Annotated in this window: 18 protein-coding genes; 8 read left to right on the top strand and 10 right to left on the bottom strand. The window is 63.4% G+C overall.

The features are described from left to right. Positions 1–4: 4 nt before the first annotated feature. The 7 genes from cysT to cysG all read right to left on the bottom strand — a co-directional run bounded on the left by cysT (position 5) and on the right by cysG (position 6,664). Positions 5–811 carry a sulfate ABC transporter permease subunit CysT gene (gene cysT / locus V1286_RS00805; RefSeq protein WP_334489473.1) on the bottom strand — a complete coding sequence of 269 codons (807 nt, stop codon included), beginning with the start codon at positions 809–811 and terminating at the stop codon, positions 5–7. Between the two features lie 69 nt (positions 812–880). Then, entirely contained in the window at positions 881–1,870 is a 990-nt protein-coding gene (locus tag V1286_RS00800) for a sulfate ABC transporter substrate-binding protein (RefSeq protein WP_334476968.1), read from the bottom strand. Positions 1,871–2,008: 138 nt separating this feature from the next. Beyond that, a complete protein-coding gene (locus V1286_RS00795; RefSeq protein WP_334489470.1) occupies positions 2,009–2,734 on the bottom strand; it encodes a phosphoadenylyl-sulfate reductase in 726 nt (241 codons plus the stop codon). A gap of 2 nt (positions 2,735–2,736) precedes the next feature. Next, positions 2,737–3,252 (bottom strand): DUF934 domain-containing protein, encoded by a 516-nt coding sequence (locus tag V1286_RS00790; protein ID WP_334476966.1) that lies wholly within the window; start codon positions 3,250–3,252, stop codon positions 2,737–2,739. Beyond that, entirely contained in the window at positions 3,239–4,894 is a 1,656-nt protein-coding gene (locus V1286_RS00785; protein ID WP_334476964.1) for a nitrite/sulfite reductase, read from the bottom strand. Before V1286_RS00785 ends, V1286_RS00790 begins: the two co-directional genes overlap by 14 nt. 25 nt (positions 4,895–4,919) lie before the next feature. Then, positions 4,920–5,231 carry a DUF2849 domain-containing protein gene (locus V1286_RS00780; protein ID WP_108514273.1) on the bottom strand — a complete coding sequence of 104 codons (312 nt, stop codon included), beginning with the start codon at positions 5,229–5,231 and terminating at the stop codon, positions 4,920–4,922. Then, positions 5,228–6,664, bottom strand: coding sequence for a siroheme synthase CysG (gene cysG / locus V1286_RS00775; RefSeq protein ID WP_334476961.1), 1,437 nt, complete (start codon positions 6,662–6,664; stop codon positions 5,228–5,230). Before cysG ends, V1286_RS00780 begins: the two co-directional genes overlap by 4 nt. 254 nt (positions 6,665–6,918) lie before the next feature. Here cysG and cysD point away from each other — a divergent pair, with 254 nt between their 5' ends. The 4 genes from cysD (at position 6,919) to V1286_RS00755 (ending at position 12,256) form a co-directional block, all read left to right on the top strand. After that, the gene (gene cysD / locus V1286_RS00770) at positions 6,919–7,713 is read left to right on the top strand and encodes a sulfate adenylyltransferase subunit CysD (RefSeq protein WP_334489468.1); all 795 of its coding nucleotides are present in this window, start codon (positions 6,919–6,921) and stop codon (positions 7,711–7,713) included. Between the two features lie 24 nt (positions 7,714–7,737). Further along, on the top strand, positions 7,738–9,675 hold the full coding sequence (gene cysC / locus V1286_RS00765; protein WP_334476960.1) for an adenylyl-sulfate kinase: 1,938 nt from the start codon (positions 7,738–7,740) through the stop codon (positions 9,673–9,675). 133 nt (positions 9,676–9,808) lie between these two features. Then, complete coding sequence (locus V1286_RS00760; protein WP_334476959.1) at positions 9,809–11,971, top strand: malate synthase G; 2,163 nt, start codon at positions 9,809–9,811, stop codon at positions 11,969–11,971. Positions 11,972–12,055: 84 nt separating this feature from the next. Next, on the top strand, positions 12,056–12,256 hold the full coding sequence (locus V1286_RS00755; RefSeq protein ID WP_190241775.1) for a CsbD family protein: 201 nt from the start codon (positions 12,056–12,058) through the stop codon (positions 12,254–12,256). Positions 12,257–12,402: 146 nt separating this feature from the next. Here the strand turns inward: V1286_RS00755 and V1286_RS00750 are convergent, their stop codons facing one another. Then, a complete protein-coding gene (locus tag V1286_RS00750; RefSeq protein WP_156438825.1) occupies positions 12,403–12,555 on the bottom strand; it encodes a Thivi_2564 family membrane protein in 153 nt (50 codons plus the stop codon). Positions 12,556–12,757: 202 nt separating this feature from the next. On the opposite strand from V1286_RS00750, the gene V1286_RS00745 reads away from it, so the two are divergent. Then, on the top strand, positions 12,758–14,851 hold the full coding sequence (locus tag V1286_RS00745; RefSeq protein ID WP_334476954.1) for a methyl-accepting chemotaxis protein: 2,094 nt from the start codon (positions 12,758–12,760) through the stop codon (positions 14,849–14,851). Between the two features lie 109 nt (positions 14,852–14,960). Here the strand turns inward: V1286_RS00745 and V1286_RS00740 are convergent, their stop codons facing one another. Both V1286_RS00740 and V1286_RS00735 read right to left on the bottom strand, forming a co-directional pair. Next, a complete protein-coding gene (locus tag V1286_RS00740) occupies positions 14,961–15,605 on the bottom strand; it encodes a DUF2865 domain-containing protein (RefSeq protein ID WP_334476952.1) in 645 nt (214 codons plus the stop codon). Between the two features lie 35 nt (positions 15,606–15,640). Next, a complete protein-coding gene (locus tag V1286_RS00735) occupies positions 15,641–16,408 on the bottom strand; it encodes a L,D-transpeptidase (protein ID WP_334476950.1) in 768 nt (255 codons plus the stop codon). A gap of 295 nt (positions 16,409–16,703) precedes the next feature. Between V1286_RS00735 and V1286_RS00730 the strand changes: the two genes are divergently transcribed. The 3 genes from V1286_RS00730 to V1286_RS00720 all read left to right on the top strand — a co-directional run bounded on the left by V1286_RS00730 (position 16,704) and on the right by V1286_RS00720 (position 18,844). After that, entirely contained in the window at positions 16,704–17,807 is a 1,104-nt protein-coding gene (locus tag V1286_RS00730; protein ID WP_334489465.1) for an AI-2E family transporter, read from the top strand. Positions 17,808–17,882: 75 nt separating this feature from the next. After that, a complete protein-coding gene (locus V1286_RS00725; RefSeq protein WP_334476948.1) occupies positions 17,883–18,254 on the top strand; it encodes an ElaB/YgaM/YqjD family protein in 372 nt (123 codons plus the stop codon). A gap of 137 nt (positions 18,255–18,391) precedes the next feature. After that, positions 18,392–18,844, top strand: coding sequence for a hypothetical protein (locus tag V1286_RS00720; RefSeq protein WP_334476946.1), 453 nt, complete (start codon positions 18,392–18,394; stop codon positions 18,842–18,844). Positions 18,845–18,851: the final 7 nt, after the last annotated feature.

Below are 18,851 nucleotides of genomic sequence, written 5' to 3'. Positions count from 1 at the left end.
GTCCTCAATGCGCGGGAATGCGGGTTTGCGCCCAGCGTTGCAGGCGATTGACGACGAGGATGATCAGGAACGAAGCCAGCAGCATGATGACGGCGATGGCCGTCGCATCGGCATAACGAAATTCGGACAACCTGATCACGATCAGGAGCGGCGCGATCTCCGACACGTTCGGCAGATTACCGGCAATGAAAATGACCGAACCGTATTCACCGACGGCGCGCGCGAATGCCAGCGCAAAGCCTGTCAGCAGCGCCGGAATAAGACTCGGCAGGATCACCCGGAACACCGTGTGCCAGCGGTTGGCCCCCAGGCTCGCGGCCGCCTCCTCGATTTCAGGATCGAGATCGATCAGCACCGGCTGAACCGTCCGCACCACGAACGGAATGCCGATGAAGACCATCGCAATGAAAATTCCGATCGGCGTGAATGCCACCTTGATGCCAAGTTCGGCGAGCGGCGCGCCGAGCCAGCCCTTTTGCGCGAACAATTGCGTCAGCGCCACGCCCGCGACCGCGGTCGGCAGCGCAAAGGGAATGTCGACGATGGCGTCGAACAGCCGCCGGCCCGGAAAGCGATACCGCACCAGCGCCCACACGATGATCGTCCCCATCACCAGATTGACGCAGGCTGCGGCAAACGAAAGGCCGAATGAAATTTTCAGCGCGTTCAAAGTGCGGCGGCTGGTGAGGATTTCCCAGAACTGTCCGGGCGAAAGCTCGAGCGTCTTGAGGAACAGGCCGGCGAGCGGGATGAGGATGATAACGGAGAGCCATGTCAGGGTCAGGCCCATGGTGAGCCCGAACCCGGGCAAGCTCGTCCGCCGTGCGACCGCTGTGCTCACAAATCCCCCTGCTTCCGCTTTGGCTGGCTGTTGGCCAGATCAATTCTTGTAAATCTGGTCGAAAATGCCGCCTTCGCCGAAGTGATCCTTCTGCGCCTTGGTCCAACCACCAAAAACGTCGTCAATCGTGAAAAGTTCGACCTTGGCGAAGGATTTTTCGTACTCCCTCGCAATTTCCGAATCGCGAGGACGATAGGAATTGCGTGCGGCAATTTCCTGACCTTCCTTGGTATACCAATACTTCAGGTAGGCCTCGGCGACAGCGCGGGTGCCTTTTTTATCGGCAACCTTGTCGACGACCGCGACCGGCGGCTCGGCAAGAATCGACAATGGCGGCGCGACGATCTCGAACTTGTCCTTGCCGAACTCGCGCTGCGCCAGGAACGCCTCGTTCTCCCACGCCAGCAGCACGTCGCCGACGCCGCGCTCGACGAAGGTCACCGTCGAGCCGCGCGCGCCGGTATCCAGCACCGGCACGTTCTTGAAGAGGTCGGCGACGAACTTCTTTGCCTTGTCGGCGGAGCCGAATTTCTTTTCCGCAAAGCCCCACGCCGCCAGATAATTCCAGCGCGCACCGCCCGAGGTCTTCGGGTTCGGCGTGATCACCTGCACGCCGGGCTTGATCAGATCGTCCCAATCCTTGATCGCCTTGGGATTACCCTTGCGCACCAGGAACACGATCGTTGACGTATAAGGCGACGCATTCAGCGACAGGCGCTTCTGCCAGTCCGGCGCCACCAGGCCCTTGGCGGCGATGGCGTCGATGTCATAGGCCAGCGCCAGCGTGACCACGTCCGCCTGCAGGCCGTCGATCACCGCGCGCGCCTGCGAGCCCGAGCCGCCATGCGACTGCTTGATCTCGACGCTCTTGCCGGTTTCCTTCTGATAGGCCGCCGCGAACGCCTTGTTGAAATCGGCGTAGAGTTCGCGCGTCGGATCGTAGGACACGTTGAGCAGGGTATGATCGGCAGCGAAGGCCGAGCTCGCCCAGAACAGTCCGGCGACGAGCGGCAGAATGCGACGGATCATCGTTGATCTCCATTCGGCTAGATGAAACATATCATCAAGCAGGAAGCGCATAAGTCGCGACGAAAGGTCGCTTAGTCAACGAAACGGCATTTCATTGTTTTTGGTTCCGTAGCTTCGTTGTCCTATGAAGTCCAAGTTCTAGGAAGTTTTCATCGTATGGATGCCGCATTCGGTCTTTTGCCTGCCCCGCCAGCGGCCGGCACGGGCGTCTTCGTCCGGCGCGGTCCGGCTCGAACATGGCATGCACCCGACCGACAGATAGCCCGAGGCGATCAAGGGATGTGGCGGCAATTTGGCGAGCTTGTAGATCGCCTCGATCTCCTCGCGCGACACGTTGGCGAACGGATTGAATTTCAGCTTCGCGCCGTCGTCCTCGACGACGGAAATCTCGGCGCGCGCGCCACCCTGAAAACGCTTGCGTCCGTTGATCCAGGCCGAGAACGGCTTCAGCGCCCGCGCCAGCGGTTCCACCTTGCGGATACGGCAGCAGGCGTCGGGATCGGAAAACCACAATTCGCGATCGGGATCCTGGCGTGACAGCGCCTCTTCCAGCGGCTTGATCGAGCGAACGTCACGAAGGCCGAGGGCTGCGACCAGCGTGTCGCGATAGGCGAGCGTCTCTTCGAACAGCCATCCGGTATCGAGGAAGATCACGGGAATCGCGGGATCGACATCCGCCATCACCTTGAGCAGCGCCGCCGATTCCGTGCCGAACGACGACACCAGTGCAAGCTGTTCGCGGCCGACGGTCTTCAGTGCAGTTTCAATAACTTCCGCCGGAGACGCATCGCGCAACGCGCGGTCGAGCGCCTGCGCCGGCGAAACATTCGCCGCATCCGTGGTCAGGGCCTGCTGTACGATCATGCTCACTGGCCGGCACTCTCCGAATGACGCAACTGCATCCGCCGATTGAGCGCGGTGACGCGGCCATCGCCGGTCGGCTGGTAGAACACCGAATAGCGTTTCATGGTCTCGGCGAAGGCATCGGCGTCGGCATCCTTCTTCACCTCGAACGCGTCGAAGCCGGCGCGCGACATGAACACGAACTGATCGCGCAGCACCTGGCCGGTGGCGCGCAATTCGCCGTCATAGCCGTGGCGTTCGCGCAACAGGCGCGCCTGGCTGTAGGCCCGGCCATCGCGGAAGGACGGGAACACCAGCGCTACCGCGGCGAGACGATCGAGATATGGTACGAGATCGTCGAGATTTCGATTATTCGGCCAGATCACCCCAAGCTTGCCCGGGCGCCGCAGCATGGCTTCCGGATCTTCGAGAAATCGCGCCGCCGGAACAAGGATCGCTCCATCGCCCGGCAATTCGGCGCCTTCGGCAATATGGACGAACAGGTCGGTGGTAATTCTTCCGTTCTTAACGAGTGGCATAAACCCGCTCCTTGAATGGCTCGACGCCCAGACGCTTCACCGTATCGACGAACAGTTCCTCGGGACGGTCGCGCAGCGCGAGATAGGCTTCAACAATGTCTTCGATCACATCGGCAACTTCCGCATAGGGAACGGCCGGGCCGATCAGCGCGCCCATCTGCGCGTTCTCGTCGGCGCGGCCGCCGATCGTGATCTGGTAGAATTCCTCGCCGTTCTTCTCGACGCCGAGAATACCGATGTGGCCGACATGGTGATGGCCGCAGGCGTTGATGCAGCCGGAGATGTTGATGTGCAGACGGCCGATCATCTCGGCGGTGTCATGATTGGCGAAACGCCGGGTCAGTTCCTGCGCGATCGGAATCGAGCGCGCATTGGCCAGCGAGCAGTAATCCAGCCCCGGGCACGCGATGATGTCGGTGACCAGATTGACGTTCGGGGTAGCGAGCCCGATCCGGTCGAGCGCCTTCCATAGCTGCGGCAAGTCGCGCTTGGCGACATGGGGCAGCACCAGGTTCTGCTCGTGACCGACACGGATTTCGCCGAAGGAATACTTGTCGGCGAGATCGGCGACCGCATCCATCTGGTCGGCGGTGGCGTCGCCGGGCGGGCCGCCCACCGGTTTCAATGACAGCGTCACGATCGAATAGCCCTGCACCTTGTGTGGGGCCACAGAGTTCTTGCGCCAGCGCTCGAACAACGGATCATGCGCGGCCTGCTTCAGCTCGTCCGGCATGTGCGGCAGCTTCTCATAGGCCGGATAGGAGAAGCGCGAGCGCACTTCCTCAATGACGGAATGGTCGAGCGTCAGGGCGCTGTGACCCATCTGCTTCCATTCCTCATCGACCTCCTTGGCGAACTTCTCGATGCCGAGCTCATGCACCAGGATCTTGATGCGCGCCTTGTAGATGTTGTCGCGGCGACCGTACTGGTTGTAGACGCGCAGGATCGCCTCGACGTAACTCAGGATATCGCGGCCTGCTACGTACGGCTTGATGGTCTTGCCGATGAACGGCGTGCGGCCGAGGCCGCCACCGACCAGTACCTCGAAGCCGGTCTCGCCGTCGGCGTTCCTGTGCAGGCGCAGGCCGATGTCGTGGACCTTGATCGCGGCGCGGTCATGCTCGGACGCAGTGATCGCGATCTTGAACTTGCGCGGCAGGAACGAGAATTCCGGATGCAGCGTGGTGTGCTGGCGCAGGATTTCCGACCAGATACGGGGATCCTCGACCTCGCCCGGCGCGACGCCGGCCCACTGGTCCGAGGTGACGTTGCGCATGTTGTTGCCGGACGTCTGCATCGCGTGGATGCCGACCTCGGCGAGTTCAGCGAGCGCATCGGGCAGATCGGAAAGCTTGATCCAGTTGAACTGGATGTTCTGCCGGGTCGTGAAATGGCCGTAGCCGCGGTCGTAGCGGCGCGCGACATGCGCAAGCCGCCGCAGCTGCTTCGACGACAGCGTGCCGTAGGGAATGGCGACGCGGAACATGTAGGCGTGCAGTTGCAGATAGACGCCGTTCTGCAGCCGCAGCATCTTGAATTCATCCTCGGTGAGTTCGCCGGTGAGACGGCGCTTCACCTGGTCCCGGAATTCGGACACGCGTTCATTGATCAGCGTGCGATCGAGTTCGTCATATGCGTACATGATGGATCAGCCTTGATACGTCGTTTCAAGCCGGAAGCAGGTCAATGGTGAGACCCTTCGACCGGATACGTTCGCGCAAATTGCCGGGTTTGATTTCGCCGCTGTCCTTGAGCTCGACCGGCGCGATATAGGCGCCGATCGCGCCGACGTCGTCGGCATTGGCTTCGTTGAGCAGCACCCGCGCCTCATCGGAAGTGTGGACGATCGCAGCGTCCGACAAGCTTGCCGACCAGCCCTGCTGCGCGGTGCGATAGATCACGATGCCATCCGAGGTGCGGTTGGCGGTCACCATCGAGGGGCCGGTGATCTTGATTTTTTGTTGAAGCGGAGAGGTCATTCAGCAGCATCCAGCAGTTTGGAGATGACTTGATTGAGGTTGGACTGGCGCCACGGCGCGGAATGCGCGACGACGTCGCCGATGATGAGGATGGCAGGACCGCCATCGATTTTTTCGACCAGCGCAGGAAGATTCTCGAGCGTGCCGACCACGGCCTGCGCATCCGCCCGCGTCACCCGCGCGAACACGCCGACGGGCGTTTGCGGCAACCGGCCGGCGGCCAAAAGACCCGCGCGCACCGACGGCGCGGCCGTCATGCCCATGTAGACCACGATGGTCATCTTCCTGTCTGTCAGCACCGACCAGTCGACCGTCTCGGCGTCCTTTGCCTTGTGCGCGGTCAGAAAGGTGATGCGTAGCGCTTCATGCCGGTAAGTCAGCGGCGCCTCGAATTGCGCAGCGGCGCCGAGGCCTGCGGTAATGCCCGGCACCACCGAATAGGCGACGCCGGCCGCGCGCAGCTCTTCGATCTCCTCGCCGCCGCGGCCGAAGATGAAGGGATCGCCGCCCTTCAGCCGCACCGCGCGCTGTCCTGCCTTCGCAGCGTCAATCAGCAGCTTGTTGATCGCATCCTGGCCGATGCCGGGTTTGCCGACACGGCGGCCGACCGGAATGCGCGCGGCGTCGCGGCGGATGCGATCGAGAATTTCCGGCGAGACCAGTTCGTCGTAGAAAACGATATCCGCATCCTGCAGCGCGCGCAGCGCCTTGATGGTGAGCAGATCCGGATCGCCCGGTCCGGCGCCGACCAGCGTCACACGGCCTTCCGCCTTGCCGTCCTTGCTCGCGCCGGCGAAGGCGGAGGGGTCGGCGATTTCGTTCAAGGCTTTTTCGGCCTCGTCCTTGCGGCCGGCGAGTACCAGCGCGCCGATTGGGCCGTCGATCACGCGCTCCCAGAAGCGGCGGCGCAACGGGAATTCGGGAATGCGCGCATGCATCGATTTGCGAAAGCTGCCGATGAAGGCGGCGAGATCGCCGATGCGTGCCGGCAGCACCGCTTCGATGCGCTCGCGCACGCGGCGCGCGACCACCGGCGACGCGCCGCCGGTGCCGACGGCAACGACGACGTCGCCGCGATCGACGATCGCGGGAAAGATGAAAGTGGAATGCGCGAGATCGTCCATCACATTGATGGGCAGCCCGACCGCTTTCGCGCGCGCCGACATCGCAACACCGATATCGCCGGCGCCGGCGCAAAGGATTGCGATCACGCCGGACAGATCGGAAGTGAGCGGATCGCCGGTGGCGCGTTCGATCCGGGCATCAACGGCCGCATCGAGCCCCGAAACGTCATGGCTGCCGTCGGTCGCATACCAGCGGACACTCGCTCCGGCTGACGCCAGCAGGCGCAACTTCGCGCGCACGAGTTCGCCGGCTCCGACGAGCAGCACCACGCCGCTTTGCAGATCGAGAAACACGGGCAGGAATCGCATGCGAAACTCGCTTCCCCCACTTCGGGGTTGACTGGAATTATTTTCTATATATGTGTCGTTCAACGCCCGCAAAGAGAAAATTATTTCTTCTCTATTGCGGCGCAACTTTAGAATTTTTCCACTCCGAAGTCCAAGGCCCAGAGATGCATCTTCTCGACAATGAATCCGGCGGACACGGGTTGCGGCCCGCAGCCTTCACCAAAGCATCATCCGTGCCGAAAATTTTGGCCGACGGACGGCTGCCGCCGCCCTCGATGGACCATCTCGACGAACTCGAGGCGCAGAGCATCTACATTCTCCGGGAGGCGTTCGCGCGGCTGAAGAAGCTCGCGTTGCTGTGGTCGTTGGGCAAAGATTCCAACGTGATGATCTGGCTGGCGCGCAAGGCCTTCTTCGGCCGCGTGCCGTTTCCGGCGCTTCACGTCGACACCGGCAAGAAATTTCCGGAGATGTATGCGTTCCGCGATCGCTTCGGCAAGGAATGGGAGCTCGATCTCAAGATCGAGCCCTGCCCGCCGATCGACGCCGTCGACCCGACCCTGCCGCCGGCCGCACGTTCCGCCGCGCGCAAGACCGAGGGGCTCAAATGGGCGCTGACCAAATATGGTTTCGACGGCTTGATCGCCGGCATTCGCCGCGATGAAGAAGCCACACGCGCCAAGGAGCGCGTGTTCTCGCCGCGTGGACTCGAAGGCGGCTGGGACGTGCGCGATCAGCCTCCGGAATTCTGGGACCAGTTCAACGCGTCGCCTCCAACAGGCGCGCATTTGCGCATCCATCCGATCCTGCATTGGACCGAAGCCGACATCTGGGCCTACACCAAGCGCGAGAACATTCCGATCATCCCGCTGTATCTGTCGAACGACGGCAAGCGCTATCGCTCGCTGGGTGACCAGGACATCACCAACCCGGTGGCTTCGACCGCTTCCAGCATCGATGAGATCCTGACCGAACTCGACGGCACCAAGGTGCCGGAGCGCGCCGGCCGCGCACTCGATCACGAAACCGAAGATGCATTCGAGCGGCTGCGTGTCGCCGGCTATCTCTGACAGACATTTGGTGTGAGCGTCGCAATGAACATGATCCTCCCCGCAAGCGTCTCGGCCACGCCGAACGGCACCACGTCGATGCCAAATGGCACGACGCGACCGCAGGTTCGCATCGTCATCGTCGGCCATGTCGATCACGGCAAATCCACCCTGGTCGGTCGCTTGCTGCATGAAACCGGCAGCCTTCCCGAAGGCAAGCTTGAAATGCTGAAGGCGGTCAGCGCGCGGCGCGGCATGCCGTTCGAATGGTCGTTCCTCCTGGACGCGCTGCAGACCGAGCGCGACCAGGGCATCACCATCGACACCACGCAAATCCGCTTCCGCACCCGCTCGCGCGACGTCGTGCTGATCGACGCGCCCGGCCATGCCGAATTCCTCCGCAACATGATCACCGGCGCCTCGCAGGCCGATGGCGCGGTGCTGATCATCGACGCGCTCGAAGGCGTGCGCGACCAGACCAGGCGGCACGGCTATCTGCTGCATCTATTGGGCATCAAGCAGGTCGCGATCGTCGTCAACAAGATGGACCGCGTCGATTTCAGCGCGGATCGTTTCAAGGAAATCAGCGACGAGATTTCGGCGCACCTGATTGGCCTCGGCGTGACGCCCACAGCCGTGATTCCGATTTCCGCCCGCGACGGCGACGGCGTTGCCGAACACACGCCGCGGATCGGCTGGTATCAGGGACCGACCGTGGTCGAAGCGCTCGATGCGCTTGAACCGGCCCGGCCGCTGGTGCAACTGGCGCTGCGCTTGCCGGTGCAGGCGATCTATAAATTCGACGACCGCCGCATCGTGGCGGGCCGCATCGAATCCGGCAGCTTGAGCGCCGGCGACGAAATCGTCATCATGCCGGCCGGCAAGATTGCGAAGATCAAGACCGTCGAGAGCTGGCCGGTGACGCCGCTCACGGGCAGCCATGGCGCCGGCCGTTCGGTCGGCATCACTCTCGACCGTGAATTGTTTATCGAACGCGGCGACGTCATCGCCCATGCCGGTGCCACTCCGCGCGACACAAGGCGGATTCGCGCCCGAATCTTCTGGCTGCACGACAAGCCGCTGTCGAAGGGCGATCAGATCCTGATCCGCCTCGGCACGCGGGAATCGCGCGCCAGTGTCGTCGCTATCGAGAAGGCCGTCGATCCCGGCGAACTCTCCAATGAGGAGACCAAGGCGATCGCGCGCAATCATGTTGGCGAAATCGATATTTCGCTGGCGCAGCCGATCGCGGCCGATCCCTATCAGGATAATCCGCGCACCGGGCGGCTGGTGATCGAGGTCAACGGCCGCATCGCCGGCGGCGGCCTCGTGCTGTCGGTCGACGCCGGACAGCGCGCCGTCCCGATCGACATCGTGCCGGTCGAAAGCGCATTGCGCCCCGAGGAACGCTCGGCGCGCTATCGCCACAACGGCGCGGTGATCTGGCTGACCGGCCTGCCGGGCTCGGGAAAATCGACGCTGGCGCGCGCGCTGGAGCGGCGACTGTTTTCGCGTGGCGGTTCGCCGATCCTGCTCGACGGCGACACCTTGCGCGCGGGCCTCAACGGCGATCTCGGCTTTTCGCCGCAAGACCGCACCGAAAACATCCGCCGCTTGGCGGAAGTCGCAACGCATCTGGCGCGCAACGGACACATTGCGGTTGTCGCCGCGGTGTCACCGTCGGCGGATGATCGCGCCGCCGCCCGCCGCATCGCCGACACGACGTTCCGCGAGATCTATGTCGCGACGCCGGCCGAGATCTGCGAGAGCCGTGACCCCAAGGGCCATTACGCCAAGGCGCGCGCCGGCACGCTGCAGGCCTTCACCGGCATCGGCAACGACTACCAGCCGCCGGCCCGCGCGGAGCTCAGCATCGACACCTCGGCCAAGACGGTTTCGGATGCGACCGACGAGATCGAGCGGATGCTGGCGGAAACCGGCATTCTGTTCGACGAATTGGTGGATCTGGCGGCCAATATCTAGGCCTTTTAGGCACTTCTCATCGACCCGGCTTTAGGGCTAAAAGGGCGGCCAACGCTTGCCCCTTTGGCGCGTTTTTTGCTGCTTTTCGCCTGAAAACAGCGTGTAAGCGCCATTCCTTTTGAGAAAGCCCGTCATGAATCGTGTCGACGCCCACGGATTGAAGATCGCCCCCGTCCTGTTCGATTTCATCGCCAAGGAGGCGACCCCCAAGACCGGAATTTCGCCCGACGCGTTCTGGGCCGGTGTCGCGGCCATCGTCAAAAAGCTGGGGCCGAAAAATCGTGAGCTGCTCGCCTTCCGCGATGCGCTGCAGGCCAAGATCGACGGCTGGCACCGCGCCAACAAAGGCAAGCCGTTCGACATGAACGCCTATACGGCTTTCCTCAAGGAGATCGGCTATCTGCTGCCGGAGCCGGCGACAAAGGCAGTTGAGACCGCCAACGTCGACGAGGAAATCGGCAAGATCTGCGGACCGCAGCTCGTCGTTCCCTTGACCAACGCCCGCTACGCGCTGAACGCGGCGAATGCGCGTTGGGGTTCACTCTATGACGCCTTCTACGGCACCGACGCGATCCCGCACGATCCGAGCGAGGCTGGCCGCGGCTACAACAAGGCGCGCGGCGACAAGGTGATCGCCAAGGCAAAAGCCTTCCTCGATGCGGCTGTGCCGCTCGCGACCGGCAGCCATACCGACGTGACGTCCTACAGCGTCATCGCCGGCCAGCTCGCCGTGAAACTCAAGAGCGGCAATGCCACCGCATTGAAGTCTGCTTCGCAGTTCGCCGGATATCAGGGCGATGCTGCCGCACCGACTGCGATCCTGCTGGTCAACAACGGCATGCATGTCGAAGTGAAGGTCGATCGCAGCCACGTCATCGGCAAGGACGATCCCGCAGGCGTCGCCGACATGATCCTGGAATCGGCGGTCTCGACCATTCTCGACATGGAAGACTCGGTCGCCGCCGTCGATGCCGAAGACAAGGTGCTGGTCTATCGCAACACACTCGGCCTGATGGACGGCACGCTCTCGGCGGATTTCGAGAAGGGCGGCAAGACGCTGAAGCGCGCGCTCAATCCCGACCGCGTCTACAAGACGCCCGACGGCAAGCAACTCACCCTGCACGGCCGCAGCCTCTTGCTGATGCGCAATGTCGGCCATCACATGTTCACCGACGCCGTACTCGACGAAAAGGGCGAGGAGATTCCGGAAGGCCTGCTCGATGCCGCTGTAGCCGGCCTGCTCGCCATCCACGACCTCAAGGGCTCTTCGAAGACGAAAAACAGCCGCACCGGCTCGGTCTATATCGTCAAGCCGAAGATGCACGGCCCCGACGAAGTCGCACTGACTTGCGAATTATTCGCTGAGGTCGAGAAGCTGCTCGGCCTGCCGGAAAACACCATGAAGGTCGGCATCATGGACGAGGAGCGCCGCACCACGGTCAACCTCAAGGCCTGCATCCAGAACGCGTCAAAGCGCATCTGCTTCATCAATACCGGCTTCCTCGACCGTACCGGCGACGAAATCCACACCTCGATGGAAGCGGGCCCGATGATCCGCAAGAACGACATGAAGGCGCAGCCCTGGATCAAGGCCTATGAAGACTGGAACGTCGACATGGGCCTGATCGACGGCCTGCCCGGCCATGCCCAGATCGGCAAGGGTATGTGGGCGGCGCCCGACAAGATGGCCGACATGCTCACCCAGAAGCTCGGCCATCCGCAGGCCGGCGCGACCACCGCGTGGGTGCCGTCGCCGACCGCGGCCACGCTGCACGCGCTGCATTATCACCAGGTCAACGTGATCGCGCGCCAGCAGGAACTCGCCAGGAGCGGCCAGCGCGCAAAGCTCTCCGACATCCTCACCATTCCGATGTCGCAGTCGAACTGGGCGCCCGACGACGTCAAGCAGGAGATCGACAACAACTGCCAGGGCATCCTCGGCTATGTCGTGCGCTGGATCGACCAGGGCGTCGGCTGCTCCAAGGTGCCCGACATCCACGACGTCGGCCTGATGGAAGATCGTGCGACGTTGCGCATCTCGAGCCAGCATCTGGCGAACTGGCTGGCGCATGGCGTCGTCAGCAAGGACCAGGTGATGGAATCGCTGAAGCGGATGGCGGTCGTGGTCGACAAGCAGAATGCCGGCGACCCGCTCTACAAGCCGATGGCGCCTTCGTTCGACGGTGTCGCCTTCCAGGCCGCCTGCGACCTCGTCTTCAAGGGACGCGAGCAACCGAACGGCTACACCGAATACATCCTCACCGCGCGCCGCCGCGAGGCGAAGGCGGCAGGCTGAACCATGTCATGATGCCGCGGATCCGGCAGGAACGTCCGGCGCGGATTGCCGTTGATCATCATCTCAATACAGGAGGAGATGACGATGGATTGGAACAGGGTCGAAGGGAACTGGAAACAATTCAAGGGCGCCGCCAAGGAGAAGTGGGGCAAGCTCACCGATGACGATCTCGACGTGATCGAGGGCCGTCGCGAACAACTCGAAGGCAAGCTGCAGCAGCGCTACGGCTTTGCCAAGGACCAGATCCACAAGGACGTGGACGACTGGTTCAAAAGCTTGAAATAGAGCGTACTTGAATCGAAAGCTCCGGCTCGACGCCGGGGCTTCTTTCGCTGCGGCCTCAATCACTGCATCAGATTCTGCTCGCTACCGCAGCGATCGCTCTGTCGGTCATCGCGGCACGCGGCCCGAGATAACGTCCACCGCGCGCCCTAAACGGTGATGTATCTCAGCAGCGAGATCACGCCGAGGATTATCACGACGACACGGGCAATCTGCTTGGCGCGGCCGTCGAGCGGCAGCAGGTTGATGAGATAGAGAACGAGAATAACGACCAGGAAGGTGATGAGGATACTGACAAGCATGCGAAAGCCCCCTGGGAATTCACGGCAAATGCGCCGTTAGTAGCTTGTTAACGTGAACGGACGCTGCCGGTTCCATCCAGCGGAACATTGAATGATCGAAATACCTGCAATCATTTCAGGAACCCTCGTAGTTCTACCAAGCCGTCCTCGTTAAGTATTTACGGTTCTTCCCCCAAATGGCCGGGCGTCTTGGGGGAGCATCATGTTGAATCGTCTAACCGTATCCGCGCTGCTGAAGACCGTAATCCTCGTCACCTCCTTCTGCGTGGTGGTTGGATTTTCGCTCAACGCCTGGGACTCCTGGGGCCGTTTGCAGGCGGCGAGCCGCATTGCTGTGATCGCCGATGCCTCGGCGAACATCTTCAAGGCGATGCACAATCTGCGCACCGACCGCTCCACGACCAACCGGTTGCTGAATTCCGATGCGCCGACGGACCCCGATATCGAGAAGTATCTGCGCAACATCCGCGACACCGAAATGCCGGCGATGGGCAGCGCGCTCGGCCTGCTCGGCAGCCTGGAATTCGCGCAGCAACAGACGCTCGTGCCGGAATTCGACCGCGTGTTCAAGACGATGGGCACCCTGCAGAAGGAGTTCTGGGAAGCGGTGGCCAAGCCGAAGGCGCAGCGCCGTCCCGAACTGGCCAAGGAATACATGGCTGCGGCGAACGCGATGCTGGAGGTGCTCGAGAAGCTTTCCGGCGCCCTTTCCGCCGCCGTCAATCACCAGGACGCGACCATCGACCAGTTGCTGGCGATCAAGCAGATCGCCTGGCTGTTGCGTAACACCGCCGGCGAAGCCTCGCTGATCGTCTCGACCGGCCTCAGCTCCGGGAAGGTCTCGCCGGAGGCGAACCATGCCTACACGAAATATGCCGGCGGCATCGACGCCGCGTGGGGCGCGCTGCAGCTGACTGCGTCGGGGATGGCGTTGCCGCCGGCGATCTCAAGCGCGATCGCCGCGACCAAGACCGCCTATTTCGAGCCGTCCTATCTCAACCTGCGCGACCGGCTGTTGACGCAGATTGCGGCCGGCGAGAAGCCGGAGCTGACTGCCAACCAGTGGACCCCGGTCACGGTCGGGCGTCTCGGTGCCGCCGTCACTGTCGCCGAAGGCGCGCTCGACGCCGCCAAGGATCACGCCGCGCATCTGCGCTTCACCGCCCAGCGTTCGCTGACGACGCAGCTCACGCTGCTGGCCGGCGCACTGGCGCTGGCATTCGGCGCCATGGCGATCGTCACGCGCCGCGTCATCAAGCCGCTCCACACCATGCGCGACGCCATGCTGAAGGTCGCAGCCGGCGACCTCCACATCGATACCGGCTACGCCGCGCGCCACGACGAAATCGGCGCGCTGGCCGGCGCGCTGGAGACCTTCAAGCAGCAGGCCGCCGACAAGGCCCGGATCGAGGCGCAGGAGCGCGAACGCAACGCCGGCGCCATGGCGCGGCAGCAGGCGATCGAGAGCTATGTCGGCGAGTTCGAGAGCTTGGTGCGCCAGACGCTCAACCAGCTCGGCGATGCTTCCGGCCAGATGCGAACCACCTCGGCCGGCCTGTCGACGATTTCGCGCCAGACCAACGAGCGGGTCCAGGTCGCCGAGAAGGCTTCCGGCGATGCCTCGATGAGCGTCGAGACCGTGGCCGCGGCTTCCGAAGAGCTCAGCGCCTCGATCAACGACATCAGCCAGCAGGCGGTGCACGCTGCCGGTATCGCCAGCCGCGCGGTCGGCCAGGCGCGCGACACCGACGGCACGGTCCAGGGGCTCGCCCAATCGGCGGGACGGATCGGCGAAGTCGTAGGTCTCATCAACACCATCGCCGCCCAGACCAACCTCCTGGCGCTCAACGCCACCATCGAGGCCGCGCGCGCCGGCGAGGCCGGCCGCGGCTTCGCGGTGGTCGCCTCCGAAGTCAAATCGCTGGCGAGCCAGACGGCGAAGGCGACGGAGGAAATCTCCGAGCAGATCTCTGACATCCAGCGGGTCGCGGGCGAGGCCATAGACGCCATCAAGGGCATCGGCAGCATCATCGGCGAGGTCAATGAGGTCGCGACTGCGATTGCCACAGCCGTGCAGCAACAGGGCGCCGCCACCCAGGAGATCACGCGCTCGACGCAATTCGCCGCGCAGGGCACCAAGAACGTGTCCGACAACATCACCGGCGTGAAGGCCGATGCGGACGCGGCAGCCGCCGCCGCCGAGGATGTGAAGCAGGCGTCCCAGACGCTGGAGACGCAGAGCCAGCAACTCGGCAATCAGGTCACTGATTTCCTCGGCAAGATCTGCGCGGCGTAAAGACTCGTCATGCCCGGGCTTGACTCGGGCATCCATCCATCTTCAGAAGATTCGTGCGAAGGCGATGGATGGCCGGGTCAAGCCCGACCATGACAGCCGGCAATCATCCTCACTCCCTCGCCACCACCGGCACACGCCCATACTTGGCGCGGACCTTCTCGGATGCGGGCGAGAAATTCAGTTCGGCGCCGCGCTTGTCACCGCTGCGGCCTGCGACCAGAAGGCCGTTCTCGCCGGCGACGATGTCGCCCCTGCGTAGCGTCGGATCGTCCTCGATCTTGACCGGCGCCAGCCCGACCTGATCCTTGCCGTTGCAGGTGCAGCCGCCGACGAGTTCGTTGCGATAACGGAATGCGTTCGGCAATTCCGAGTAGGGCTTGCCGTTGTCGGCGGCGGCGTTGTCGATGCTGCTGCCGTAAAACAATTTGGTCTCGCTCGCCGGACACAGTTTGTTGCAGGCGGCCGCCCGGCTCGCATTATCAGATGCAGGCACCGGGAAATAGCGCCCGTCGCAGGTCCGCACGCAATAGGCCTGGCCACCGCCTCCGCCGTAGCGGCCACGCCCCTCGCCGCGCGGCGCGTAGACCTGGCCGTCGTCGTTGCCGAACGGCATCTGGATAAAGGGCTGATGGCGCGGGCGGCCGAAGCCGCCGAACAGTTGCGAGAAAAAGTCCTGGGCCTGCGCGGCCGGCGCCAGCACCGAGGCGCACATCAGCGCGGCTGCCCCCCATGCTGCGAGTTTTCCCGATCGCATCAAGCTTCTCCTGTCACGCAACACGACGCGTCCATTCAGTTCACTTGCGGCGCCGTCAGGTTCAGCGCCTGGCGGCCCGAGGGTGTGATCGCGACCGGGTGCGGATGCACGCCGGCCGGACGGGCTGTGATGCCAGTCCTGCTATCCCCGCCTCGCGCCATCACCGGCGCATTCTTCGGCAGCACCACGACCCTGGTGCCGACATCGACCCGGCTGAACAGATCGATGACGTCCTCATTGGTCAGGCGGACGCAGCCCGATGAGACGAATTTCCCGATCGTCGAGGGATCGTTGGTGCCGTGAATGCGGTACTGGCTGGTGCCGAGATACATCGCCCGCGCGCCGAGCGGATTGCCGGGACCGCCGGCCATGAAGCGCGGCAGATACGGCTGGCGCGCGATCATCTGGGCCGGCGGATGCCAGTCCGGCCATTCCGCCTTCCGGCTGATGGTCTGCACCCCGGACCAGGTAAAGCCTTCGCGGCCGACGCCGACGCCGTACCTGATGGCACGACCCTGTCCGAGCACGTAGTAGAGCGTGGTGTTGCCGGTGTCGATGATGATGGTGCCGGGCGCCTCCGTCGTGCCAAAGGCGACGACAGCGCGGCGAAGCCGTTCCGGCGTCGCGCCCTCGTCGGACGCGATCACCTCATCGGCGGGATATCCATTCGGCTGGGTCGAAGCGTAGCCGAGCGTCTGCGCGTTCGCGCTCGAGATCACTAACGGCGTCAGCAGGACGGCGCTGACGAGGACGAGCGCGCTTGCCACGCACGACGAAAGCCGGCGATCGGTGGACTGTGTCATGGGCCTGCCCCGCTGGATGTGTGCATCATTGGATGCTCTGCACCAACAAACGCCGCTGCGGGCCGGCGGTTCCGTGCGGCCGACGCCACGCCACAGCGCGCCTGATGCAACACCGCTCACGCCTGCGCGATTGGAACCCGCACGTTCGCGTCACGTTATGATCGCGGTCCGGTTTGCGACGTCGCCTTTGCCGTGTCATCGCCGCTTCGGGCGAGGGAAAGCCATTGTGAGCGTCATTCCCACCAAGCCTTCGACTGCCAAGCCCTTGGCTTCCAAATCTCCGCCGGCAAAGCCGTTGCCCCGTGAACGCCAGCTCCCCCACGAGCAGGAAGGCGCGCCGGTCCCCGACAGCAAGACCGAATTGCCGCCGGTCATCCGCCGCACGGAAGTGGTGGCCACCGCCCTCGTTGGCCTGCTGATCATCTGCATCATCGCCGGCCTTTACCTTGCCAAGGCGTTCTTTCTGCCGATCACGATGGCCTTCATCGTCGGCACCATGCTCTCGCCGGCCGCCAATCTCCTGGAGCGCTATCGCATCCCGCGCCCGGTCGCGGCTGTACTGATCGTGGCGGTCGTCAGTGCCGCCTCGGCCTTCATGGTCAGCCTGATCGCATCGCCCGCGGTCGAATGGAGCGGCAAGCTTCCTGAGCTGGGGTCGCTGCTGAAGGAGAAGCTGCACGTGTTCGACCGGCCGCTCGCGCGCTGGCAGGAGTTGCAGAGCATGCTCGGCGGTCCCGACACGCTCACGACATTGCATCTGCCGAAGATCGACTGGGTGCAGCCGACATTGGAGTTCCTGTCGCCGACCTTTGCCGAATTCCTGCTGTTCATTGCGACGCTGATCCTGTTCATCGCGAGCTGGCGGGACCTGCGCCGGGCCTTGATCATGAATTTCGGCGAGCGCGCGTGGCGGCTGCGGGCGCTGCGGATCCTCAACGAGATCGAGGACCATCTCGGCGGCTACCTCCTGATGGTGACCATGATCAATGTCGGTGTCGGCATTGCCACCGGCCTGATCTGCGCGGTTACGGGCATGCCCAATCCGGCCAGCCTCGGCGCGCTGGCCGCGATCCTGAATTTCATCCCGATCATCGGCCCTGTCGCGATGTTCGCCGTCCTGGTCGTGGTCGGTCTCGTCGCGCTCCCCACCATCAGCGCCGGCCTGCTGGCGTCGGCGATATTTGCGGTCATGACCTTCCTGGAAGGCCATTTCCTGACGCCGATGATCGTCGGACGCCGGCTGGCGCTCAACGCGCTCGCCGTGTTCCTGGCGCTGGCGTTCTGGACCTGGTTATGGGGGCCGATGGGTGCGTTCCTGTCGTCGCCGCTTCTGATCGTCGCGCTGATCGTGAAGGAGCATCTGATGCCGGTCGATTCGCCGCAACTGCCGGAGGATTAGCAAACCCCGCATCGGGAACTTCCCCTTCGACGGGGCGTTTGTTCCGCACCTGATTTCAGTACCTGGGAGCTTTCGATGTCGACGACGAACGGTGAAGCCGCGGCGAAAAATCCGACCGACAAAGCGACCTATGAACGCCTGCAGAAGGATGTAATCGCCGTGAAAAACGATATCGCAGCCCTGACCGAGCAGATCACCGACGCTCTCAACAGTTTTGCCGGCACCGCCAGCAAGCAGGCGCGACGGGGCTACAAGCAGGCGCGCGCCAATGCGGAACAGGCTGTGGAGGATGTTTCCGAACGCGGCAGCGCGATGATAGATGCCGCTCAAGACGCAGCCTCGTCCATCGAGGAGACGCTGGAAGACGCCATTACGCAGCGTCCGCTGGCAGCCGTGGGCCTCGCGCTCGGCATAGGCTTGCTGATCGGCTTGACGTGGCGCAGGTAGGTTTTGGGGCAGGTAGTCTTGGGGCAGGTAGTCTTGGATCCGGGCGCAGATCGTTCTCGCGTCGGTAATGATGGTGCGCCCCATGGTTTGTTGCGCTGTTGTTTTCAGATCGAGGTGTTTCAGATCGAGGCTTGGCCATGTTTCAGCGATGGATTGACGATTTCAAGAATTCGGCCAGCAGCACGCTGCGGCTGACATCGCTGGCGGCAGCCGCGGCGATGGCGTTGCTCATCACCGCCGCATTTCTGTGCGCCGCCGCCTTCGTGTTCGTTCTGCAAAATTACGGCCCGGTGCATGCCTGCCTGACCGGCGCGGGCTTCTTCTTCGTAGTCACTCTGATCGCGGTCGGTTGCTACATGGTCCGCAAGAAGCAGATCGAGGCGCGCGCCGAACTGGCGGCGAAGATGGCAAAATCCACCGCGCAGACTGTGCTGTCCGATCCGATGCTGGTTGCGGCCGGCATCCAGGTGATCCGCGCCGTCGGCGTCAAGAAGCTGATCCCGATCCTTGCGGTCGGCGGGCTGGCACTGGGATTTCTCGCCAGCCGCGCCAACACGAGCGGCAGTACCAGCGAAGCACCGGCGGAGTAGGCGGTCC

Source organism: Bradyrhizobium algeriense, assembly GCF_036924595.1.
Classification (GTDB): Bacteria; Pseudomonadota; Alphaproteobacteria; order Rhizobiales; family Xanthobacteraceae; genus Bradyrhizobium; species Bradyrhizobium algeriense.
The sequence above is the reverse complement of the archived record's forward strand: the minus strand, read 5'-3'. Positions and strand labels throughout refer to the sequence as shown.

Bases quoted from the DNA above. Each gene is read 5' to 3' on its own strand.
- V1286_RS00800 (WP_334476968.1), bottom strand. From the start codon at position 1,870: ATGATCCGTCGCATTCTGCCGCTCGTCGCCGGACTGTTCTGGGCGAGC.
- V1286_RS00795 (WP_334489470.1), bottom strand. From the start codon at position 2,734: ATGATCGTACAGCAGGCCCTGACCACGGATGCGGCGAATGTTTCGCCG.
- V1286_RS00790 (WP_334476966.1), bottom strand. From the start codon at position 3,252: ATGCCACTCGTTAAGAACGGAAGAATTACCACCGACCTGTTCGTCCAT.
- V1286_RS00785 (WP_334476964.1), bottom strand. From the start codon at position 4,894: ATGTACGCATATGACGAACTCGATCGCACGCTGATCAATGAACGCGTG.
- V1286_RS00780 (WP_108514273.1), bottom strand. From the start codon at position 5,231: ATGACCTCTCCGCTTCAACAAAAAATCAAGATCACCGGCCCCTCGATG.
- cysG (WP_334476961.1), bottom strand. From the start codon at position 6,664: ATGCGATTCCTGCCCGTGTTTCTCGATCTGCAAAGCGGCGTGGTGCTG.
- cysD (WP_334489468.1), top strand. From the start codon at position 6,919: ATGGACCATCTCGACGAACTCGAGGCGCAGAGCATCTACATTCTCCGG.
- cysC (WP_334476960.1), top strand. From the start codon at position 7,738: ATGAACATGATCCTCCCCGCAAGCGTCTCGGCCACGCCGAACGGCACC.
- V1286_RS00760 (WP_334476959.1), top strand. From the start codon at position 9,809: ATGAATCGTGTCGACGCCCACGGATTGAAGATCGCCCCCGTCCTGTTC.
- V1286_RS00755 (WP_190241775.1), top strand. From the start codon at position 12,056: ATGGATTGGAACAGGGTCGAAGGGAACTGGAAACAATTCAAGGGCGCC.
- V1286_RS00750 (WP_156438825.1), bottom strand. From the start codon at position 12,555: ATGCTTGTCAGTATCCTCATCACCTTCCTGGTCGTTATTCTCGTTCTC.
- V1286_RS00745 (WP_334476954.1), top strand. From the start codon at position 12,758: ATGTTGAATCGTCTAACCGTATCCGCGCTGCTGAAGACCGTAATCCTC.
- V1286_RS00740 (WP_334476952.1), bottom strand. From the start codon at position 15,605: ATGCGATCGGGAAAACTCGCAGCATGGGGGGCAGCCGCGCTGATGTGC.
- V1286_RS00735 (WP_334476950.1), bottom strand. From the start codon at position 16,408: ATGACACAGTCCACCGATCGCCGGCTTTCGTCGTGCGTGGCAAGCGCG.
- V1286_RS00725 (WP_334476948.1), top strand. From the start codon at position 17,883: ATGTCGACGACGAACGGTGAAGCCGCGGCGAAAAATCCGACCGACAAA.
- V1286_RS00720 (WP_334476946.1), top strand. From the start codon at position 18,392: ATGTTTCAGCGATGGATTGACGATTTCAAGAATTCGGCCAGCAGCACG.